The sequence below is a fragment of the Paraconexibacter sp. genome, assembly GCF_059438195.1.
On record NZ_JBLKKY010000005.1, the window covers coordinates 58846 to 75693 of the forward strand.

Annotated in this window: 13 protein-coding genes; 3 read left to right on the forward strand and 10 right to left on the reverse strand. The window is 72.1% G+C overall.

Annotated features, from left to right (window positions below):
• Positions 1 to 29: 29 nt before the first annotated feature.
• The 4 genes from ACME2J_RS03050 to ACME2J_RS03065 all read right to left on the reverse strand — a co-directional run bounded on the left by ACME2J_RS03050 (position 30) and on the right by ACME2J_RS03065 (position 5758).
• Positions 30 to 2351 carry a PEP-utilizing enzyme gene (locus ACME2J_RS03050; RefSeq protein ID WP_495543398.1) on the reverse strand — a complete coding sequence of 774 codons (2322 nt, stop codon included), beginning with the start codon at positions 2349 to 2351 and terminating at the stop codon, positions 30 to 32.
• 148 nt (positions 2352 to 2499) lie between these two features.
• Entirely contained in the window at positions 2500 to 3438 is a 939-nt protein-coding gene (locus tag ACME2J_RS03055) for a type IV toxin-antitoxin system AbiEi family antitoxin domain-containing protein (protein ID WP_495543399.1), read from the reverse strand.
• A gap of 147 nt (positions 3439 to 3585) precedes the next feature.
• A complete protein-coding gene (locus ACME2J_RS03060; RefSeq protein ID WP_495543400.1) occupies positions 3586 to 4569 on the reverse strand; it encodes a quinone oxidoreductase family protein in 984 nt (327 codons plus the stop codon).
• Between the two features lie 10 nt (positions 4570 to 4579).
• Complete coding sequence (locus ACME2J_RS03065) at positions 4580 to 5758, reverse strand: acyl-CoA dehydrogenase family protein (RefSeq protein ID WP_495543401.1); 1179 nt, start codon at positions 5756 to 5758, stop codon at positions 4580 to 4582.
• 155 nt (positions 5759 to 5913) lie between these two features.
• Between ACME2J_RS03065 and ACME2J_RS03070 the strand changes: the two genes are divergently transcribed.
• A complete protein-coding gene (locus tag ACME2J_RS03070; RefSeq protein WP_495543402.1) occupies positions 5914 to 8100 on the forward strand; it encodes a molybdopterin-dependent oxidoreductase in 2187 nt (728 codons plus the stop codon).
• A 270-nt stretch (positions 8101 to 8370) separates the two neighbouring features.
• On the opposite strand, the gene ACME2J_RS03075 is transcribed toward ACME2J_RS03070, so the two are convergent.
• Positions 8371 to 9654, reverse strand: coding sequence for a LuxR C-terminal-related transcriptional regulator (locus ACME2J_RS03075; protein WP_495543403.1), 1284 nt, complete (start codon positions 9652 to 9654; stop codon positions 8371 to 8373).
• A gap of 117 nt (positions 9655 to 9771) precedes the next feature.
• Here ACME2J_RS03075 and ACME2J_RS03080 point away from each other — a divergent pair, with 117 nt between their 5' ends.
• Both ACME2J_RS03080 and ACME2J_RS03085 read left to right on the forward strand, forming a co-directional pair.
• Entirely contained in the window at positions 9772 to 11019 is a 1248-nt protein-coding gene (locus tag ACME2J_RS03080; protein WP_495543404.1) for a cytochrome P450, read from the forward strand.
• A gap of 38 nt (positions 11020 to 11057) precedes the next feature.
• Positions 11058 to 11471 carry a nuclear transport factor 2 family protein gene (locus ACME2J_RS03085; protein ID WP_495543406.1) on the forward strand — a complete coding sequence of 138 codons (414 nt, stop codon included), beginning with the start codon at positions 11058 to 11060 and terminating at the stop codon, positions 11469 to 11471.
• Between the two features lie 75 nt (positions 11472 to 11546).
• On the opposite strand, the gene ACME2J_RS03090 is transcribed toward ACME2J_RS03085, so the two are convergent.
• From ACME2J_RS03090 to ACME2J_RS03110, 5 genes are all read right to left on the reverse strand, one after another.
• Positions 11547 to 12068, reverse strand: coding sequence for an ester cyclase (locus tag ACME2J_RS03090; protein WP_495543407.1), 522 nt, complete (start codon positions 12066 to 12068; stop codon positions 11547 to 11549).
• A gap of 16 nt (positions 12069 to 12084) precedes the next feature.
• A complete protein-coding gene (locus ACME2J_RS03095) occupies positions 12085 to 13530 on the reverse strand; it encodes an NAD(P)/FAD-dependent oxidoreductase (RefSeq protein ID WP_495543408.1) in 1446 nt (481 codons plus the stop codon).
• 13 nt (positions 13531 to 13543) lie between these two features.
• Positions 13544 to 14818 (reverse strand): cytochrome P450, encoded by a 1275-nt coding sequence (locus ACME2J_RS03100; protein ID WP_495543409.1) that lies wholly within the window; start codon positions 14816 to 14818, stop codon positions 13544 to 13546.
• Positions 14819 to 14927: 109 nt separating this feature from the next.
• On the reverse strand, positions 14928 to 15941 hold the full coding sequence (dmpG, locus tag ACME2J_RS03105) for a 4-hydroxy-2-oxovalerate aldolase (RefSeq protein WP_495543410.1): 1014 nt from the start codon (positions 15939 to 15941) through the stop codon (positions 14928 to 14930).
• Positions 15938 to 16843: an acetaldehyde dehydrogenase (acetylating) gene (locus tag ACME2J_RS03110; RefSeq protein WP_495543411.1), complete on the reverse strand. Its 906-nt coding sequence runs from the start codon at positions 16841 to 16843 to the stop codon at positions 15938 to 15940. Before ACME2J_RS03110 ends, dmpG begins: the two co-directional genes overlap by 4 nt.
• Between the last annotated feature and the right edge of the window lie 5 nt (positions 16844 to 16848).

Here is a 16848-nt window from a genome sequence, read left to right on the forward strand (position 1 = left end):
CGCGGTGACCATCGGGGGTACGGTCCCGGCTAGTAGCTGCCCTCCTCCTCGCGGTCGATCTGCAGGACCTGGATGTAGTCCTCGTGCAGCTCCATCCAGACGGTGTGGAGGGAGTCGGTCGTGGGGCTCGTCACCTGCTCGTGGTCGCCGGCCTGCGCCTTGCCGAGCGCGTCGCGCAGGCGCGGCCCGTAGGCCTCGAAGCGCGGGAGGACCTCGGCCGTGCGGCGCAGGGCGGGCTCGACGCGCTCGAGGATCGTCTCGAGGTCGGACAGGAGCGAGGCGCGCGTCCCGTCGTCCGCGCCGTGCCACGAGGAGCACGTGCCCTTGAACTCCTGGTTGATCGGGAGGAAGCGCTCGTAGACCTTGCCGACGCGCTCGGTGTCCGCGCCGTCGCGCTCGCGGGCGAGCAGCGCGTCGTGGACCTTCTGGCCGTCGCCGCTCAGCATGACGCCGGACCCCGTGTCGACCGCGAGACCCGCCTCGACGATCGCCGCGTGGCCACCGGGGACCTCGGTGAGCATCCCGCGCAGCGCGATCGCGTGGAGCGTCGGGTAGTGCTCGGCGTGGGCCTCGGCGTCGACGTCCCCGACTCGCTCGAGCAGGTCGTAGCCGCCCATGAGGAACGCCTCGGGCACGATCTGCGACGCCTTCTTCTCGGTGACGAGCGGGTAGTAGGCCTGCGCGGCGACGGGGTCGATCTCGAAGAAGTCGCGCTCGCCGACGAACTCGTCCCACACGCCGGCGGCGCGGGCGAAGGGCGCGATGAACTCCGTGTAGTAGACCTGCGCGCCGGCCATGATCTTGTCGCGCGGGCTCATCCGCGACATCCGCTTGTAGAGCTGCGTCGTCGCGGTCTCGCACGTCGCGAGGATCCGCTCCATCTCGTCCTCGTCGACGCGGCGGAGGTCCTCGACCGGGGTGTCGATCGTGTCGCGGGCGTAGACGGCCATGTGGGTGAGGGCCGAGAGGTAGTTCGTCGGCTCGCTGAACAGCGTGCCGATGTCGAGGACGTTCACCTGGAGGTCCTCGGTCGGGTGGAAGACCATCGCCTGCGTGAGGCCGTGCGGGAGGTCCTCGGCGACGTCGTGCCAGTGGTAGGCGGGGTCGTGGAGGAAGTGGTCGCGGACGATCATGAAGCCGCCGTCGGGCAGCGGGTACGGGCCGGTGTCCGAGAGACCCGAGCGGTTGTCGAAGTGCAGGAGGAAGCCGGTGATCTCGGTCGTCGCGTTGAAGCGCTGGTAGAGCGAGCGGCGGTCGGGGTCGTCGAGGGCGACGACGTCGCCGCTCAGGCGGTCGATCCACTCCTGCGAGAGGACGGGCGCGCGGTAGCCGCGGCTCGAGGCGAACATGAGGCCCTCGTCGTCCCAGAAGCCGCGCATGAGCGCGCGCTGGAACTGGAGGAGGCGCTCGACCTCGTCGGTGCGCTCGTTCGGGTCGGCCATGCCGAGCTTCACGAGCAGGCCGCGGCCGAAGAGCGGGACGATCGACGAGCACCACATGTGGAGCTGGTTGACCTTGCTGCCGACCTCGCGTCGGGCGGTGCGGCCGAGGTCGACGACGCCGTCGAGGCCGCCGACCGCCTCGACGATGCGGTCCACGAGCTGGGGGTAGCGCTGCCACATCTGGACGGCGCCGAAGGCCTCGTACTCCTGGCGGGGGATGAGCCCGGACTCGCCCTCGGTGCTGCGCAGCGCGAGGGCGTCCCAGACGTTCCAGGCGTAGTAGTCGAGGAGGTCGTTGCACTCGTCGGCGGTGAGCGTGCGCCGCAGCGACTCGTCGGTGAGCCGCAGCGCGTCGCTGCGCGCCTTGGACCGCATCGCCGCGTCGCCCTCGGAGCCGTGGGGGACCTCGCCGCGGAAGTGGTGGAGGAGGACCTCGACCTGCTTCATCTGCTCGGCGAGCGCCTTCTCCTCCTCGGTCGGCTCGCCCTTCGCGCCGGCGCTCGGGGCGCCCGGCTCGACGAGGACGCGGCCCTGCGCCTCGCTGAGGTCCATCCGGACGCGCACGCCGTCGGCGGGGATGACCTCGCCGCGGTCCGAGCGCACGCCGTCCTCGAACTGGACGCCCATGATGCAGGGGATGCCGTACTCGCGGGAGAGGATGCCGAGGTGGCTCTCCGGTGCGCCCTGGAGCGTGAGGACCCCCTTGACGCCGGCGGTGAGGGCGGGCGTGAGGAAGGTCGTCGTGCCGCCGCGTGCGAGGACGATCGAGTCCCCGACGTCGCCGCCCGCGACGAAGTCGATGACGGCCTGCGGCGAATCGAGCCAGACGACGGGGCCCTCGGTCGGCTCGGGCGTCGTGTACACGGACCGTCCGGTCCCGACCAGCGTGAACTCCTCTGCGACCGTCATGGCTCTCCTCTCTCCGCGGGTGGCTGCGTCGAGTCTCGCCGCGGTCAGGGGGCGCGCGCAGCGGTCCGGCCGGACAGTGGTGCGCGCGGTGGTTGTCCCGGTGGGAGTGTCGGGGCCGTCATTGCACGATCGTGGTCAGCGATGACCGTCAACGTGCAACGCGACGACGCCGGAGCGTGGGATCTCGCGCGACGAGCCGTGCCCACAGCAGCTCGTCGAGCTCGTCGGGGTCGTCCTCGATCTGACGGTCGGTCACCCGGACGATCGGCAGCCGGTGCTCCACCTCGAAGCGCAGGTCGCGTCTGCGGTCGGAGTGGAAGGCGCGCTCGCTGCGATGCGGTCCGCCGTCGACCTCGACGCCGAGCCAGGCGCTCCGGAAGAGGACGTCGAGTCGCGCCTTCTCTCCGCCGAGGTCGAACATCACGCCGTGTTCGCTCGGTGGGAAGTCTCGCTGCCGGAGGAAGTGCGCGAACTCGCGCTCCGGTCCGCTGTCGAGGCGACCGTCGAGCGGCCGGCGGCGGTCGAGTGCGGCCTCGAGAGCCGACGTCCAGCGCCGTCGCGGCGTCCGGTCGATCGCGAGCCGCACGGACGGCACGTGCAGGTGTCCCCGGAACTCCGCCTCGTGCACCACGCGATCGAGCTCGGCCGGCCCGAGCACCATCGCGAGATCGGCGAGCGTCCGGTGTCGGGACGTCATCGCACGTCCGCGGCGAACGACGACGTCGCCTCCCTCGAGACGCGCGACCCGTGGGTGGAGCCGCCGGCGCCGACGCCGATGCGTCGGGCACAGGACCTCGACGTCACCGTCCCAGCGCAGCCAGCCGTAGTCGGCGGCCGCGCTGCGGAGGCCCAGCGCTGCATTCGATCCGCACGCGCGGAGTGCGGCCACCTCGAGCGCGCGGCCCGTCAGCGGATGTGGCGGGACGAGGTACACGCCGTCGAACACGGGGACGAGAAGCCCAGCGCGGCGCCGGCGGGTGATCGTCGAGTCGCTGAAGCCGAGGGTCGACAGCTCGGTGTCATCGACGATCCCGTCCGCCCGCGCGGCGAGACGGGTGAGGTGATGGTCGCGCTCGCGGAGCGACATGCATCGCGACGATGGTCCGCCGCCTGCGGCGTTCCAAGACGTGTTCGTGGAGATGCCGCGCAGATCCCGTGCGGTCTTCGCGGCGCTCCCGGCCTCCTTGCACGATCCACGTCATCCGTGACGGGGATCGTGCAACGAGATGCAAACTCACCCCACGTCGAGGACGAGCTTGCCGACGTGCTCGCGCCGCTCCATCCGCGCATGGGCCTGCGCCGCGTCGGCGAGCGGCACGACCGCCTCGATCTCCGGGCGCCAGTCGGGATGGACGGCGAGCCGGTCGAGGAGGGCCGTGAAGTCGCGCGGGCTGCCCATCGTCGATCCCAGGATCGACTGCTGCGCGAAGTAGAACCGGCGGACGTCGACCTCGGCGCGGCCGCCGCCGGTCGCGCCGAAGGTGACGAGGCGGCCCCCGGAGCGCAGGGCGAGCAGCGCCTCGGGCCACGTGCTCCCGACCGAGTCGACGACGAGGTCGACGCCCGCGCCGCCGGTCAGCTCGCGCACCGCCTCGGGCCAGTCCTCTCGCGTGCGCAGCACGCCGCCGGCCGCGCCCATCGCCCGGGCCCGCGCGAGCTTCTCTTCCGACGACGTCGTGACGAGGACGCGCGCCCCGGCCATCCGCGCGAGCGCGACCGCGATCGACGCCACGCCGCCGCTCGCGCCGAGGACGAGCACGGTCTCGCCGTCCCGCAGGCCTCCGCGTGCGAAGAGCGCGCGGTGCGCGGTGAGGCCCGCGAGCCCGATCGCCGCCGCCTCCGCCCACGACCACCCCGACGGCTTCGGCGCCACGCACTCCTCCGGCACCGCGACGAGCTCGGCGTACGTCCCGTCGGTCGCGTCGCCGAGGATCTCCCAGCCGGGGCCCGGCGCGCGCTCGTCCCCGCCCCAGTGCAGCGACGGCAGCACGACGACCTCCTCGCCCGTGTCGCGCCGGACGCCCGCGCCGTCCGACCCCGGGACTCGGGGGAGCGCGAACTGCGGGTACTGGCCCTGCCGCAGGAGGACGTCGTGCCAGTTGAGCGCCGCGGCCCGCAGCTCGACGAGGACCCAGCCGGCGGGCGGCACCGGGTCGGGGACCGTCTCGGCCCGCAGGACCTCGGGCCCGCCGTGCTCCCGCAGGACGATCGCCTGCACGGCCGGCGGCCTACTTCTTCGGCAGCCCGAGCACGCGCTCGGCGACGATGTTCTTCTGGATGAACGTCGTCCCGCCCGCGATCGACGTGCCGCGTGCCTGGTAGGAGAGCCGCAGCCAGCGCGCCGCGTCGGCGTCGGCGTCCTCCGGCTCGAGCTGGCCTTCGAGGCCGTGGCGGGCGACCGCGAAGTCCGCCATGTCCTCGAGCAGCGGAGCCGACAGGAGCTTGCCGAGCGACGAGGCCGGCCCCGGCGTCCCCTCGGACATCGCGTGGAGCGCCCGCAGCCCGTTGAGCCGGTACATCCGCGTCCGCGCGTAGAGGTCGGCCATCGCCCGGCGGACGTCGGGGTCCTCGCCGAGCGGCCGACCGCCGCGCGTGTCCTCGCGGACGGCCTCCACGAGCCCGTCGAAGAGGCGCTGCATGTTCACCCGCCCGGTCGCGAGGACGACCCGCTCGTAGCCGAGCGTCGCCATCGCGATCTTCCACCCGCCGTCGACGGGGCCGACGACGAGGTCGTCGGGGACGAACGCGTCCTCGAGGAAGACCTCGTTGAAGTCGCGCTCGCCGATCATCTGCAAGAGGGGGCGGATGGTCACGCCCTCCTGGTCCATCGGGAGGAGGAAGTAGGTGATGCCGCCGTGGCGGGAGCCCGGAGGGCCGGTCCGCGCGAGGAGCATCCCGTGGTCGGAGAGCTGCGCCCGGCTCGTCCACACCTTCTGCCCGGTGATGCGCCAGCCGCCGGCCTCCTCGTCGCGTTCGGCGCGCGCCTCGAGCGAGGCGAGGTCGGACCCGGCGCCCGGCTCGCTGAAGAGCTGGCACCACACCGAGTCGCCGCGGAGGATCGCGGGCAGGAACCGCTGCTTCTGCTCCTCGGTCCCGAAGTCGATGATCGTCGGACCCGCGAGGCCCTCGCCGAGCATGTTGACGCGGTCGGGCGCGCCGGCGCGGTCGTACTCCTCGAGGAAGATCGCCTGCTCGACGAGCGACGCGTCCTGGCCCCCGTACTCCTTCGGCCAGGCGAGACCGGCGTACCCCGCCTCGTACGTCGCGCGCTGCCACTGCCGCCAGTACGTGAGCTTCTCGTCCCAGTCCGTCGGCTCGGGACCGGGCATCGCGGCGAGCGCCTCCTCCATCCACGAGCGGACCTTCTCGCGGTAGGCGGCGTCCTCGGGGCTGTCGCGGAAGTCCATGCGGACGACCTTACCACTCTGCCTAACGATCGTTAAGGACGGTGCGGCCCACCCGAAGGGGCAACCGCACCCGCCGAAGGGGGGAACGCGACTGGCGCCGCGCTCGCGCGCGCGGATAGCGTCTCGTTCACCTGGAGAGCAGAGGAGAGGAAGCGATGGCCGACCACAAGATCTGGTGCGGAGTCTGCGAGGCGACCTGCGGGCTCGTCGCGACCGTCGAGGGAGGGCGCATCGCGAAGATCCGCCCCGACGAGAGCCATCCGAACTCGCGCGGGTTCGCGTGCCCGAAGGGCATCCTCTGGCCGCAGGTGCTCGAGGACCCCGATCGCATCGAGCGCCCGATGCAGCGACAGCCCGACGGGTCGTTCCGCCCGGTCTCCTGGGAGACCGCGCTCGACGACATCGGCGAGCGGCTGCGGGCGATCATCGCGCAGGACGGCCGCGAGTCCGTCGGCGTCGCGCTCGGCAACCCGACCGGCTGGAACTACGGGGCCTTCTTCCTCGCCTTCGGCATGGCCGCCGCGCTGAAGACGCAGCACTTCTACACGGCCGCGTCCGTCGACATCAACAACTACTGGGTCGTCGGCGAGCTCCTCTACGGCCACAACCTCGTCACGCCGATCCCCGACTTCGACCGCACCGACTTCGCTCTCGTCATCGGGGCCAACCCGGTCGTCTCGCACGGGTCGATGGGGACGATCGGCGACATCCGCAAGCGCATGACCGGCGTCGTCGAGCGCGGCGGGCGCATCGTCGTCGTCGATCCGCGACGGACCGAGACCGCCCAGCTCTTCGAGCACGTCCCGGTCCGCCCGGACTCCGACGCGTGGCTCGTCGCCGGCCTCCTCAAGGTCGTCCTCGACGAGGGGCTCGAGGATCGCGGCTTCCTCTCCGGCCGCACGAGCGGGTCGGAGGGGATGCGGGCGCTCGTCGCCGACGTCGACCTCGACCGCGTCGCCGGCGAGACCGGCATCCCGCGCGCGACGATCGAGCAGCTCGCCCGCGACCTCGCCGCCGCCCCGTCCGGCCTCGTCTACGGCCGCTGCGGCGCGTCGCTCGGCCGCTTCTCGACGCTCACGAAGTACCTCATCGACTGCCTCAACATCGCGACGGGCAACCTCGACCGGCCCGGCGGCATGATCTTCCCCGAGCCGTTCCTCGACGCCGAGCTCTTCACGAAGCTCTTCCGGCTCAACGGCTACGACCGCTGGCGCACCCGCGTCGACGGGCTTCCCGAGGTCTTCGGGACGGCGCCGATGGCCTGTCTGCCCCGCGAGATCGAGACCCCCGGCAAGGGACGCATGCGGGCGCTCGTGTCCGTCTCCTCGAACATGGCGGCGACCTCGCCGGCGTCGAACGACATGGAGCGCGCGCTGTCGAAGCTCGACCTCTTCGTCTCGCTCGACCCGTACATCACCGAGACCAACCAGCACGCCGACTACGTGCTGCCGCCGAAGCTCCTCCTCGAGCGGGAGGGCTTCCCCGTCTTCGGGCAGCTCCACTACGGCGTCCCGAACGCCTCGTGGACCGACGAGCTCGTCCCCGCCCGCGGGGAGTCGAAGGACGACTGGTGGATCTTCGACGAGATCTGCAAGCGGATCGGGCTCGTCCCGTCGCCCGCGCCGGGCGCCCAGCTCCTCGGCAAGCTCGGCATCCGCGTGCCCCCGCACGTCGGCGTCGACCTCTTCATGCGCGCCGGCAAGCACGGCGACCTCTTCGGCCTGCGCCGAGGCGGCATCAGCCGCAAGAAGCTCATGCGCCGCGACGGCGCGGTGAAGCTCGCCGACCGCCCGCCGACAGGCGTCCTCGAGAAGAAGCTCCATACGAAGGACAAGCGCATCCACCTCGACCACCCGCTCTGGCGCGACGAGATGGCGCGGCTGCGGGCGATGCCGACCGCCGACGACGAGCACCCGCTGCGGATCTTCACGATCCGCGAGCTCCGCTCGCAGAACTCGTGGCTGCACAACGTCCCGAAGCTCATGAGCGGCGGTCGCGGCTGCCGCCTGCGGATCCACCCGGACGACGCGTCCGCCCGCGGGATCGAGGACGGCGCCACCGTCGCGGTCGCCTCGCGCTGGGGCCGCATCGAGGTCGAGGCGCGCATCACCGACGAGGTGATGCCGGGCTCCGTCGGGCTCAACCAGCACTGGGGACACAAGGGCGGCTGGCGGACCGCGGTCGCGGCCGGCGGCGCGCGCTACAACGACCTCGTCCCCAACGACGTCGAGACGCTCGACGTCGCGAGCGGCAACGCCTGGCTCAACGGCATCGGGGTCGAGGTGAGCGTCGTCGGGGCGGCGGCGCCGGCGGAAGAGGCAGCCGTGCGCGCGGGCGCGTGACGGTCCTCTGAGCTCTCGCCTCCGCCTCCGGCTCCGGCTCGGACGCCGCTTCAGAGGACCGTCACACGCCCGCGCTGCTCACCGGCAACGGCGGCGCCACCACCCCGGCCAGGGCGAGGGAGCGGGGGCGGTTCACCGAGCGCGCCGGTGAAGGACGGGCGTGACGTGCCCCGGAGCGGCGTCGCAGAACGGCCGGAGGCCGGACTGCGGAGCGCAGGGGCATGTCACGCCCGGCCCAACCGCAACCCGAGGAGAAACGTCGACGTCGCGCTACTCGTCGCTCGGCACCCGCCGCTGCGCGAGCCGCACGTACCGCGACGCCGCTTCGGCGCGGTTCGTCGCCCGCAGCTTGCGCAGCACGCGCTTCACGTGCGACTTCACGGTGCCCGTCGAGATGACGAGCTCCTCGGCGATCTGCTGGTTCGTGCGGCCGGCGGCCATGAGGCGCAGGACCTCGATCTCGCGGCGCGTGAGCATCGCGTGGATCCGCGACTCCTCGTCGTCGGCCGCGAGGGCCCGGGCCGCGGACGGGCGGTCGGGTCGCGCCGCCGGCTCGGCCGTGCGCAGGTCGAGCTCGGCGTCGATGAGGCCCCGCATCGCCGCGTCGGCCCCCGCGAGCGCGCTGCGGACCTCGTTGTGCTGCCGGCGCATCCGCTCGAGGAGGACCGTGCGCTCGAACGCGTAGCCGAACCCCTCGGCGAACGCCCACACCGTGTCGCGGTCGATCGTGTCGACCGGCCGGCCCGAGTAGAGCCGGTCGGCGTGGAGGAACCCGATGACCTTGCCGGTCGGCATGATCGGCGCGGCGACGTACGCGCGCGTGAGCGAGAACCGGATGATCTCCGGGTTCGCCCGCGGGTCGTTGCGCGCGTCGTGGACGATCGCCGGGGCGTGGCGGCGGATCATCTCCGTCTCGAGGAGCATGTGGTCGAGCCGCGGGGCGACGGACTGCGCGAACTCGACCATCTTCGTCGCGCCCTCCTCGTCGCCGTCGAAGTACGCGGCCTCCATCGCCATCCGGCCCTCGTGGACGCGGAAGACGACCGCCCGGTCGAACCCGCACGAGTTGACGAGCTCGCGCGGCGCGCGCTCGACGATCTCGGTGACGCTGTGGATGCTGCGCAGCTTGCTGAGGCCCTCCTGGACCCCGGCGAGCATCTGCAGCCGCCGGCGCGCGCGCTCCTCGAGGAGATCGCGATCGAGGAGGCCGAGGTCGAGGACGGCCTCGAGCGCGGCGAGCGCGTCCTCGTCCCCGTGCGTCTCGAGCGCGTGCCGCACCGACGTCGCGTGGGAGTCGATCGCCTCGGCGACCGCCCTCGAGGCGGCGGCGCCGTGGTCGCCGGGGACCCCCGTGAGCTCGGGGTCCGTCTCGTGCTCGACGCCGTAGAGATCGCGGGCCTCGGCGAGCCGTCGCTCGAGGTCGGTCTCCGGCAGCGGGCGGGACCGCCAGCCGGGGTGCTCGTCGCGGACGAGCGCGTCGAGGGGGAGCGCAGCTGCGCCCTCGCTCGCGTCGCCCTCCGGCGTGTCCGGTGCGGCCGTCTTCTCCTCCTCCACGACGCGATCCTCGCACGCACGCGAGGCCCCCGCGCCGGTGATGACCCCCTTGGAGACCGGATCTGTCCCCCTTCGGAGGATCGACGTACCCCCTCCCGCTCACGGACCCTACGTCCCATGAGCGCAACGGAGTCTTCGACCCATCCCGGGATCGAGCGCCTGCCCACACCCGAGGGCATCTCGAACCCCTATCCCATCTACGACGAGCTGCGGGACCTGTCGCCGGTCCCCGGCTACCGCGACTGGCCTCCGGGCACCGTCCCCGGTGCCGACGAGCCGGTGACCGCCTGGGCGATCTTCGACTACGAGAACGTCTACGCGGCCGCGAAGGACCACGCGACGTTCTCGTCGCGCGACCCGATCCAGGAGGCGTCGTCGGCGCCGAGCCTCATGCTCGTCAACACCGACCCGCCGCAGCACGACGACGAGCGCAAGCTCGTCGGCCAGGCGTTCTCGCCCCGGCGGATCAACCGCCTCAAGCCGTGGCTCGACGAGCTCCTCCCGACGCTCCTCGACGACCTGGGCGAGGGCGAGATCGACATCATGGACTTCGCCGCCGAGGTGCCGACGCGAGCGATGGTCAAGCTGCTCGGGCTTCCCGACGGCGCCCACGTCCGCTTCAAGAAGTGGGCGAACGCCTTCATGCTCTCGAGCGATCTCACGCCCGAGGAGCGCATGGCGAGCAACGAGGAGATGGTCGGCGAGTTCGCCGCCCGCCTCTCCGAGCACGCCGCGAGGCTCGCGGAGACCCCGCCGACCGGCGACGTCGACGACGCCGAGGACCTCATCTCGGCCCTCCTGCGCGCGGAGTCGGGCGGCGAGCGCCTCACCCCGGAGGAGATCGTCCGCTTCTGCGTGACGCTCGTCGTCGCCGGCAGCGAGACGACGACGTACCTCATCGGCAACGTCATCCAGGCGCTGGCGCGCGAGGACGAGGCGACGGAGGCCGTCCGCGCCGACCGCTCGCTCCTCCCGGCGTTCATCGAGGAGGAGATGCGGCTCAACGGGCCGCCGCAGCGCCTCTTCCGCATCGCGACGCGCGACGTCGAGATCGGCGGCCGGGAGATCAAGGAGGGCGAGTGGGTCGCCCTCTTCTTCGGCTCGGCGAACCACGACCCGGCGATGTTCGAGAACCCGGGGACCTTCGACCTCCGCCGGCCGAACGTCCGCAAGCAGCTGTCGCTGGGCCACGGCCTGCACTTCTGCCTGGGCGCCGTCCTCGCGCGGCTCGAGGTCCTCGCGGTGATGAACGCGTTCCTCGACCGCTACTCGACGATCGAGCTCACCGACGACCCGGGGACGAAGCAGACGGCGTCCCTGCTCACGCACGGGTACGTGCGCCTGCCCATCCGGCTCGAGCGCTGATCCCGCCCGCCACACGAACGACGAGAGAGAAGAGGCACATGCCCACCGACACCGAGAACGTCAACATCGAGACGATGGAGCGCATCTACGCGGCCGTCCCCGCCGGGGACCTCGACACCGCGCTGTCGCTCCTCGATCCCGAGGTGACGATCGTCTACTACGGCAGCGAGGAGACGCCCTACCAGGGCGAGTACCACGGCATCGACGGCGCCGTCGACTTCTTCACGAAGGTCGGCACGAACATCGAGATCGTGAAGATGGAGACGTACCGCTTCATCGTCCAGGGCGACGACGTCGCGGCCTACGGCCACCAGTGGTTCCGCCGGCTCGAAGGCGGCCACGAGTGGGACTCGGACTTCGCCCACATCGTGAAGCTGCGCGACGGCAAGTGGCTCGAGTTCCGCGACTTCATGAACTCGGCCCTCACGCACAAGGCGTTCACCGAGAGCTGATCCGGGGGAAGCCGCGGGCGCCTTCCGTCCGACCCGCCGAGCGGGCGGGACGGGAGGCGCCGGCGCGGCCCGCCGTCAGCCCCGCGTGAACAGGCGCTTGATGCGCGTCTGCAGGTTGACGGCCGCGGTCATGCCCTTGTCGGCGGTGCTGCCGGCGGGCGGCATGAGGCCGATCGCACGCGCCATCTCGGTCGTGTCGAAGTAGGCGTCGAGCCGCGTGATCTTCCCGTCGCGGACCTCGATGCGGTCGAGGCCCTGGACCGTGCCCTTCGCGCCGGTCGCGAGGAAGCCGTCGAACCGGCCCGGGCCGGTGAACCCGGCGGTGAGCCGCCAGTGGACGACGGCGACGTCCCCCTCGCAGGTGATGTCGAGGACCTCGACGTCCCAGTCGTGGAACGCGTCGAAGAACGCGAGGAAGAACTCGCGCTGCTGGTCGGGGACGCGCATGTCGCGGAAGCCCGGGAACGCGTCGATCCCCCCGTCCTCCCAGACCGCCTGCATGCGCTCGATGTCGCGCGCGTGGACGGCGGCGAAGAACTCCGCGGCGACCGCGCGGGTCGTCTCGAGAGTGGATGTCGTCGTGTCGCTCGTGCTCATGGTGGTGCTCCTCGGGTCAGGCGTGGACGGGGGGCGGGGCCGCAACCTCCGCGGTCGTGCTCGCGGGACGTCGCGACGGCGGGCCGGCCGGCGGGCCGACGCTCCAGCCCTCGCGCTCGGTGCCCGTCGGTCTCGTCGAGCGGAACCCGTCGAGCAGGCGGTTGCGGCGGGCCTGCCACTCGAGCGGGAGCTCGCGGCGGACCTGCGCGAGGATCGCCCGCCGGTCCGCGCCGGGCCGTCGCAGGGCGGCGACGAGGCCGCGCGCGAGGTGGCTCGGGCTGATGATCGCCTCGATGCTCCTCGCGCGGTTGAACGTGTCCGAGATGTCCGGGCGCTCGTCGCCGCTGAAGGTCCTGAGGACCTCCCGGACGAGGTCGCTCGTGGGGTCGGGCCGCGACTCGCGGTTGCCCCAGTGGTACGTCGACAGCGTGTCGCGGTCGCGGCCCCGCTCCCATCTGCGCAGCGCCGCGTCGAGCTCGTGGGGCTCGTGGAGGACCGGCGCCGCAGCCTCGCCGAGCAGCCGCCCGTGGCGCAGCGCGTCGCGCATCCCGTTCCCGGTCACGGGGTCCTTGAAGTGGCCCGCGTCGCCGGCGAGCGCCCACCCGGGGCCGCTCGATCGGCGGTAGTAGGAGGAGAGGTCGGCGGTCGAGCGCACCTTCGACATGTTCGTCGCGCCGGCGACGCGACGGGCGAGGGCGGGGTCGGCGTCGAGCTTGGACTGCCACGCCGCCTCCGCGTCCTTGCGGAAGGCCGACACGTCCTCCGCGGGACACATGTGGACGATGAGGAGACGGCCCTCCGGCGTCGACGGCAGCGCGAGGACGACGTTGCGCTTCGCCCGGTAGACCCCGAACTCGTCGTGGCGCGGGGTTCCGCGCTGCGGGTCGTCCATGTACCGGAACGCGAAGCCGCGGCCGTTCTTCGACGCGCGGTAGGGGACCCAGGCGTCGACCTCGGCGGCGACGCGGGACCGCCGGCCGTCGGCGCCGATGACGAGCGCGGCGTGGATCTCGTGCTCCTCGCCGTCGGCGTCGGTGTAGACGACGCCGGCCGCCCGACCGTCGCGCCAGACGACGTGCGTCACCGAGCAGCGCTCGCGGACGTCCGCCCCCGCGTCCCGCGCGGTGTCCACGAGCGCGCGGTCCTGGAGGTCGCGCGGGACGCAGACGCCGTAGGGGAGCCCGTCGAACGGCCGGAAGCGCTCGCGGACCTCGACGTCGCCGTCGACGATCCGCAGGTGGCGGACGCGGGCCGGGTCGAGCGCGAGGATCCGGCCGAGGGCGCCCATCCGCGCGAGCTCCGCGACGCCGTTGGGGACGAGGACGTGCGTCGAGAGCGTGTCCGACGGGAACCTCGTCCGGTCGAGGACGACGACGCGGTGTCCCGCGCGGACGAGCGGGACGGCGGCGGCGGTGCCGGCGCAGCGGGCGCCGGCGATGACGACGTCCGCCTGCTCCGGCACCGGCACCTCCGGGCTACCGCGGCGTCCAGGTGCCGGTGAGGTGCTTCACGCCGTGCATGAAGCTCGACTCGAGGTAGGACGGGTCGCTCACCTTGATGTCCGGCATCCGCGTGTAGACCTCGCGGATCGCGTGCTTGAGCATCTGCTTGCCGAGGATGTTCCCGAGGCAGTAGTGCGGGCCGCCGCCGCCGAACGTCATGTGCGGGTTGGGCTTGCGCGTGATGTCGAAGGTGTGCGGGTCGTCGAAGACGTCCTCGTCGAAGTTCCCCGAGCAGTAGAAGAGCGCGAGCTTGTCCCCGGCCTTCAGCGTCTTGCCGCCGATCTCGTAGTCCTCCATGACCTGACGGCGCATGTGGAGGATGACGCTCGACCAGCGCAGGATCTCGTCGACCGCGCTGTCGAGGTACTTGTCCATGTCCGAGAGGAGGAGCTCCTTCTGCTCGGGGTGGTTCTCGAGCGCGATGAGCCCGTGCGCGGTCGCGTGGCGGGTCGTGTCGTTCGCCGCGCCGGCCATGAGCACGAAGAAGCCGCCGATCTCCCAGTCCTCGAGCTTGCGGCCCTCCCAGTCGGCCTCGACGACCCACGACATGAGGTCCTCGCCCGGGTTCTCCCGGCGGTCCTCGGCGAGGTCCATCGCGACCTCCGAGAGCATCTCGGCGGCGTTCGCGAAGACGAGGATCGGCTCCGTGTCCTCGGTGTAGTCGGGGTCGTTCCACGAGACGATCTGCTCGGCGCCCTCGAGCGTCTTGTGGATGTGCTCGGGGTCGGTGATGTTGAAGAACGAGCAGAAGATGCGGCCGGGGAGCTGCTTGGTGAACTCCTCGCAGAGATCGGCCTCGCCCTTGGTCTTGATCCCCTCGATGAGGTCGATGACCTGCTCGCGGGTCCAGTCCTCGAGCGTGCGCATGTGCCGCGGGCTGAACGCCTTCTGGACGATGCCGCGCAGCGCGGTGTGCTCCGGCGCGTCCTGGACGATGAACGAGAGGGCGCCGACGCGGACGGCCTCGGGGAGGTCCTCGAGGAAGATGCCCTCCGAGTTGCTGAAGACCTTCGGGTTGCGCGAGATCTCGCGGATGTGCTCGTACTTCGTGATCGCCCAGTAGCCCTTCGTGTTCAGCTCGGGCTCGACGAGGAGGGAGTCCGGCGGCGCCTGCCAGGACACCGGGTCCGTGGCCCGCAGCTCCTTGAACGTCTTCTCGCGCACATCGAACGTCTTCGCCCAGAACTCGAAGGTGCCGACGTTGTGGGGGGACGGCTGACGGGTCTCGTCGGGTGCGACGGTGCTCATGCTTCTCCTCTTCCTCCTTGATGACTCTGGCCCACACCTTCGCGCGCATGCGCAGGCCCGTCGCCGCACTCGCGGAGGGCCGTCATCCCCCTTAGGGGGGTGACGGGCGTCAGGCGGGCGCGGAGGCCTGCTCGCGCGCGAGGTCCTCGGCGACGTCGACGATCCAGTCCTCCTGCCCGGCGACCGCACGCCGCCGGCCGAGCTCGACGAGGATCTCGCGCGGGTCGAGGCCGAGGCGCTCGCCGTGGCGCTTCGCATGGAGGAGGAACGTCGAGTACACGCCGGCGTACCCGATCGTGAGCGACTCGCGGTCGGGGAACGGCTGGAACGGCATGAACGGCTGGACGACGCGCTCGGCGGCGTCGGAGAGCGCGAACGTGTCGAGCGGCGAGTCGAGCCCCATGCGGTCGAACACCGCGGCGAGAAGCTCGGTCGCCGCGTTCCCCGCGCCGGCGCCGAGGCCGCGCAGGCAGCCGTCGACGTGTCGCGCGCCCGTCTCGATCGCCGCGATCGTGTTCCCGATCGCGCAGCCGAGGTTGTTGTGCGCGTGGAAGCCGACGTCGTCGGTGACGTCGAGGAGCGCCTCGACGCGGGCGCGGGCGTCGGCCGGGAGCATCGCCCCGGCGGAGTCGACGATGTAGACACCTGCGGCGCCGTAGGACGTCATGAGCGCCGCCTGCTCGGCGAGCTGCGACGGCTCGATCATGTGGCTCATCATGAGGAACCCGAGGGGCTCCATCCCGAGCTCGCGGGCGGCCGCGAAGTGCTGCTCGCTGATGTCCGCCTCGGTGCAGTGCGTCGCGATGCGGACGACGTCGGCGCCCCGTTCGCGGGCGGTGCGCAGCGTGTCCCGCGTCCCGATGCCCGGGATGAGGAGGACGGCGATCCGCGCCCGGGTCGCGGTCTCGCGCGCGGTCGCGATGAGCTCCATCTCGTCGTGCGCGCTCATGCCGTACTGGATCGACGAGCCGCCGAGTCCGTCGCCGTGCGAGACCTCGATGACGGGGACGCCGCCGGCGTCGAGCGCGGTCACGACGTCGCGGATCTGCGCCGGCGTGTACTGATGGCGCATCGGGTGGGACCCGTCGCGCAGCGTCGTGTCGGTGAGCCGGGGGGCGTTCATGCGATCGCCCCCTCCGCGAGGCGAGCGGCGATCCGGCCGCCGATGCGGCACGCGGCCGCGGTCATGATGTCGAGGTTGCCGGCGTAGGGCGGCAGGAAGTCACCGGCGCCCTCGACCTCGAGGAGCGCGATCGCGACGTCCGACCGGCCCCAGGCCGTGTCCTGGACGTCGAAGGCGACGCTCTTGAGCCGGTAGCCGGGCACGTACTCGGCGACCTCGGCGACGCGGCGCTCGACGGACGCGCGGACCGCCGCCTCGTCGAGCGTCCCCGACTCCGGGACCGCGTAGATCGTGTTGCGCATGAGGATCGGCGGGTCGGCCGGGTTGAGGACGATGATCGCCTTGCCCTGCGCCGCGCCGCCGACCTTCTCGAGCGCCCGCGCGGTCGTGCGCGTGAACTCGTCGATGTTCTGCCGAGTGCCCGGCCCGGCCGAGGCGCTCGAGATCGTCGAGACCATCTCGGCGTACCGCAGCGGAGCGACGGACGCGATCGCGTCGACGACCGGGATCGTCGCCTGCCCGCCGCACGTGATGAGGTTGACGTTCGGCTCGGCGACGTGCTCCTCGAGGTTGACCGCCGGGACGACGAGCGGCCCCACCGCGGCGGGGGTGAGATCGACGGCGACGATGCCGGCCTCGCGCAGTCGCGGGGCGTTCTCGCGGTGCGCGTAGGCGGACGTCGCGTCGAACACGATCGCGATGTCGTCCCGCGCGAGGATCCCCTCGAGCCCGTCGGCGGTCGTGTCGACACCGAGATCGCGAGCGCGGGCGAGGCCGGCGGACGCGGGGTCGATGCCGGCGAAGAGCGCGACGTCGAGCTCGCCCGCGGCACGGAGCTTCATGAGCAGGTCGGTCCCGATGTTCCCGGTCCCGAGGATCGCGGCGCGGGGGCGCTCGGACATGCGGG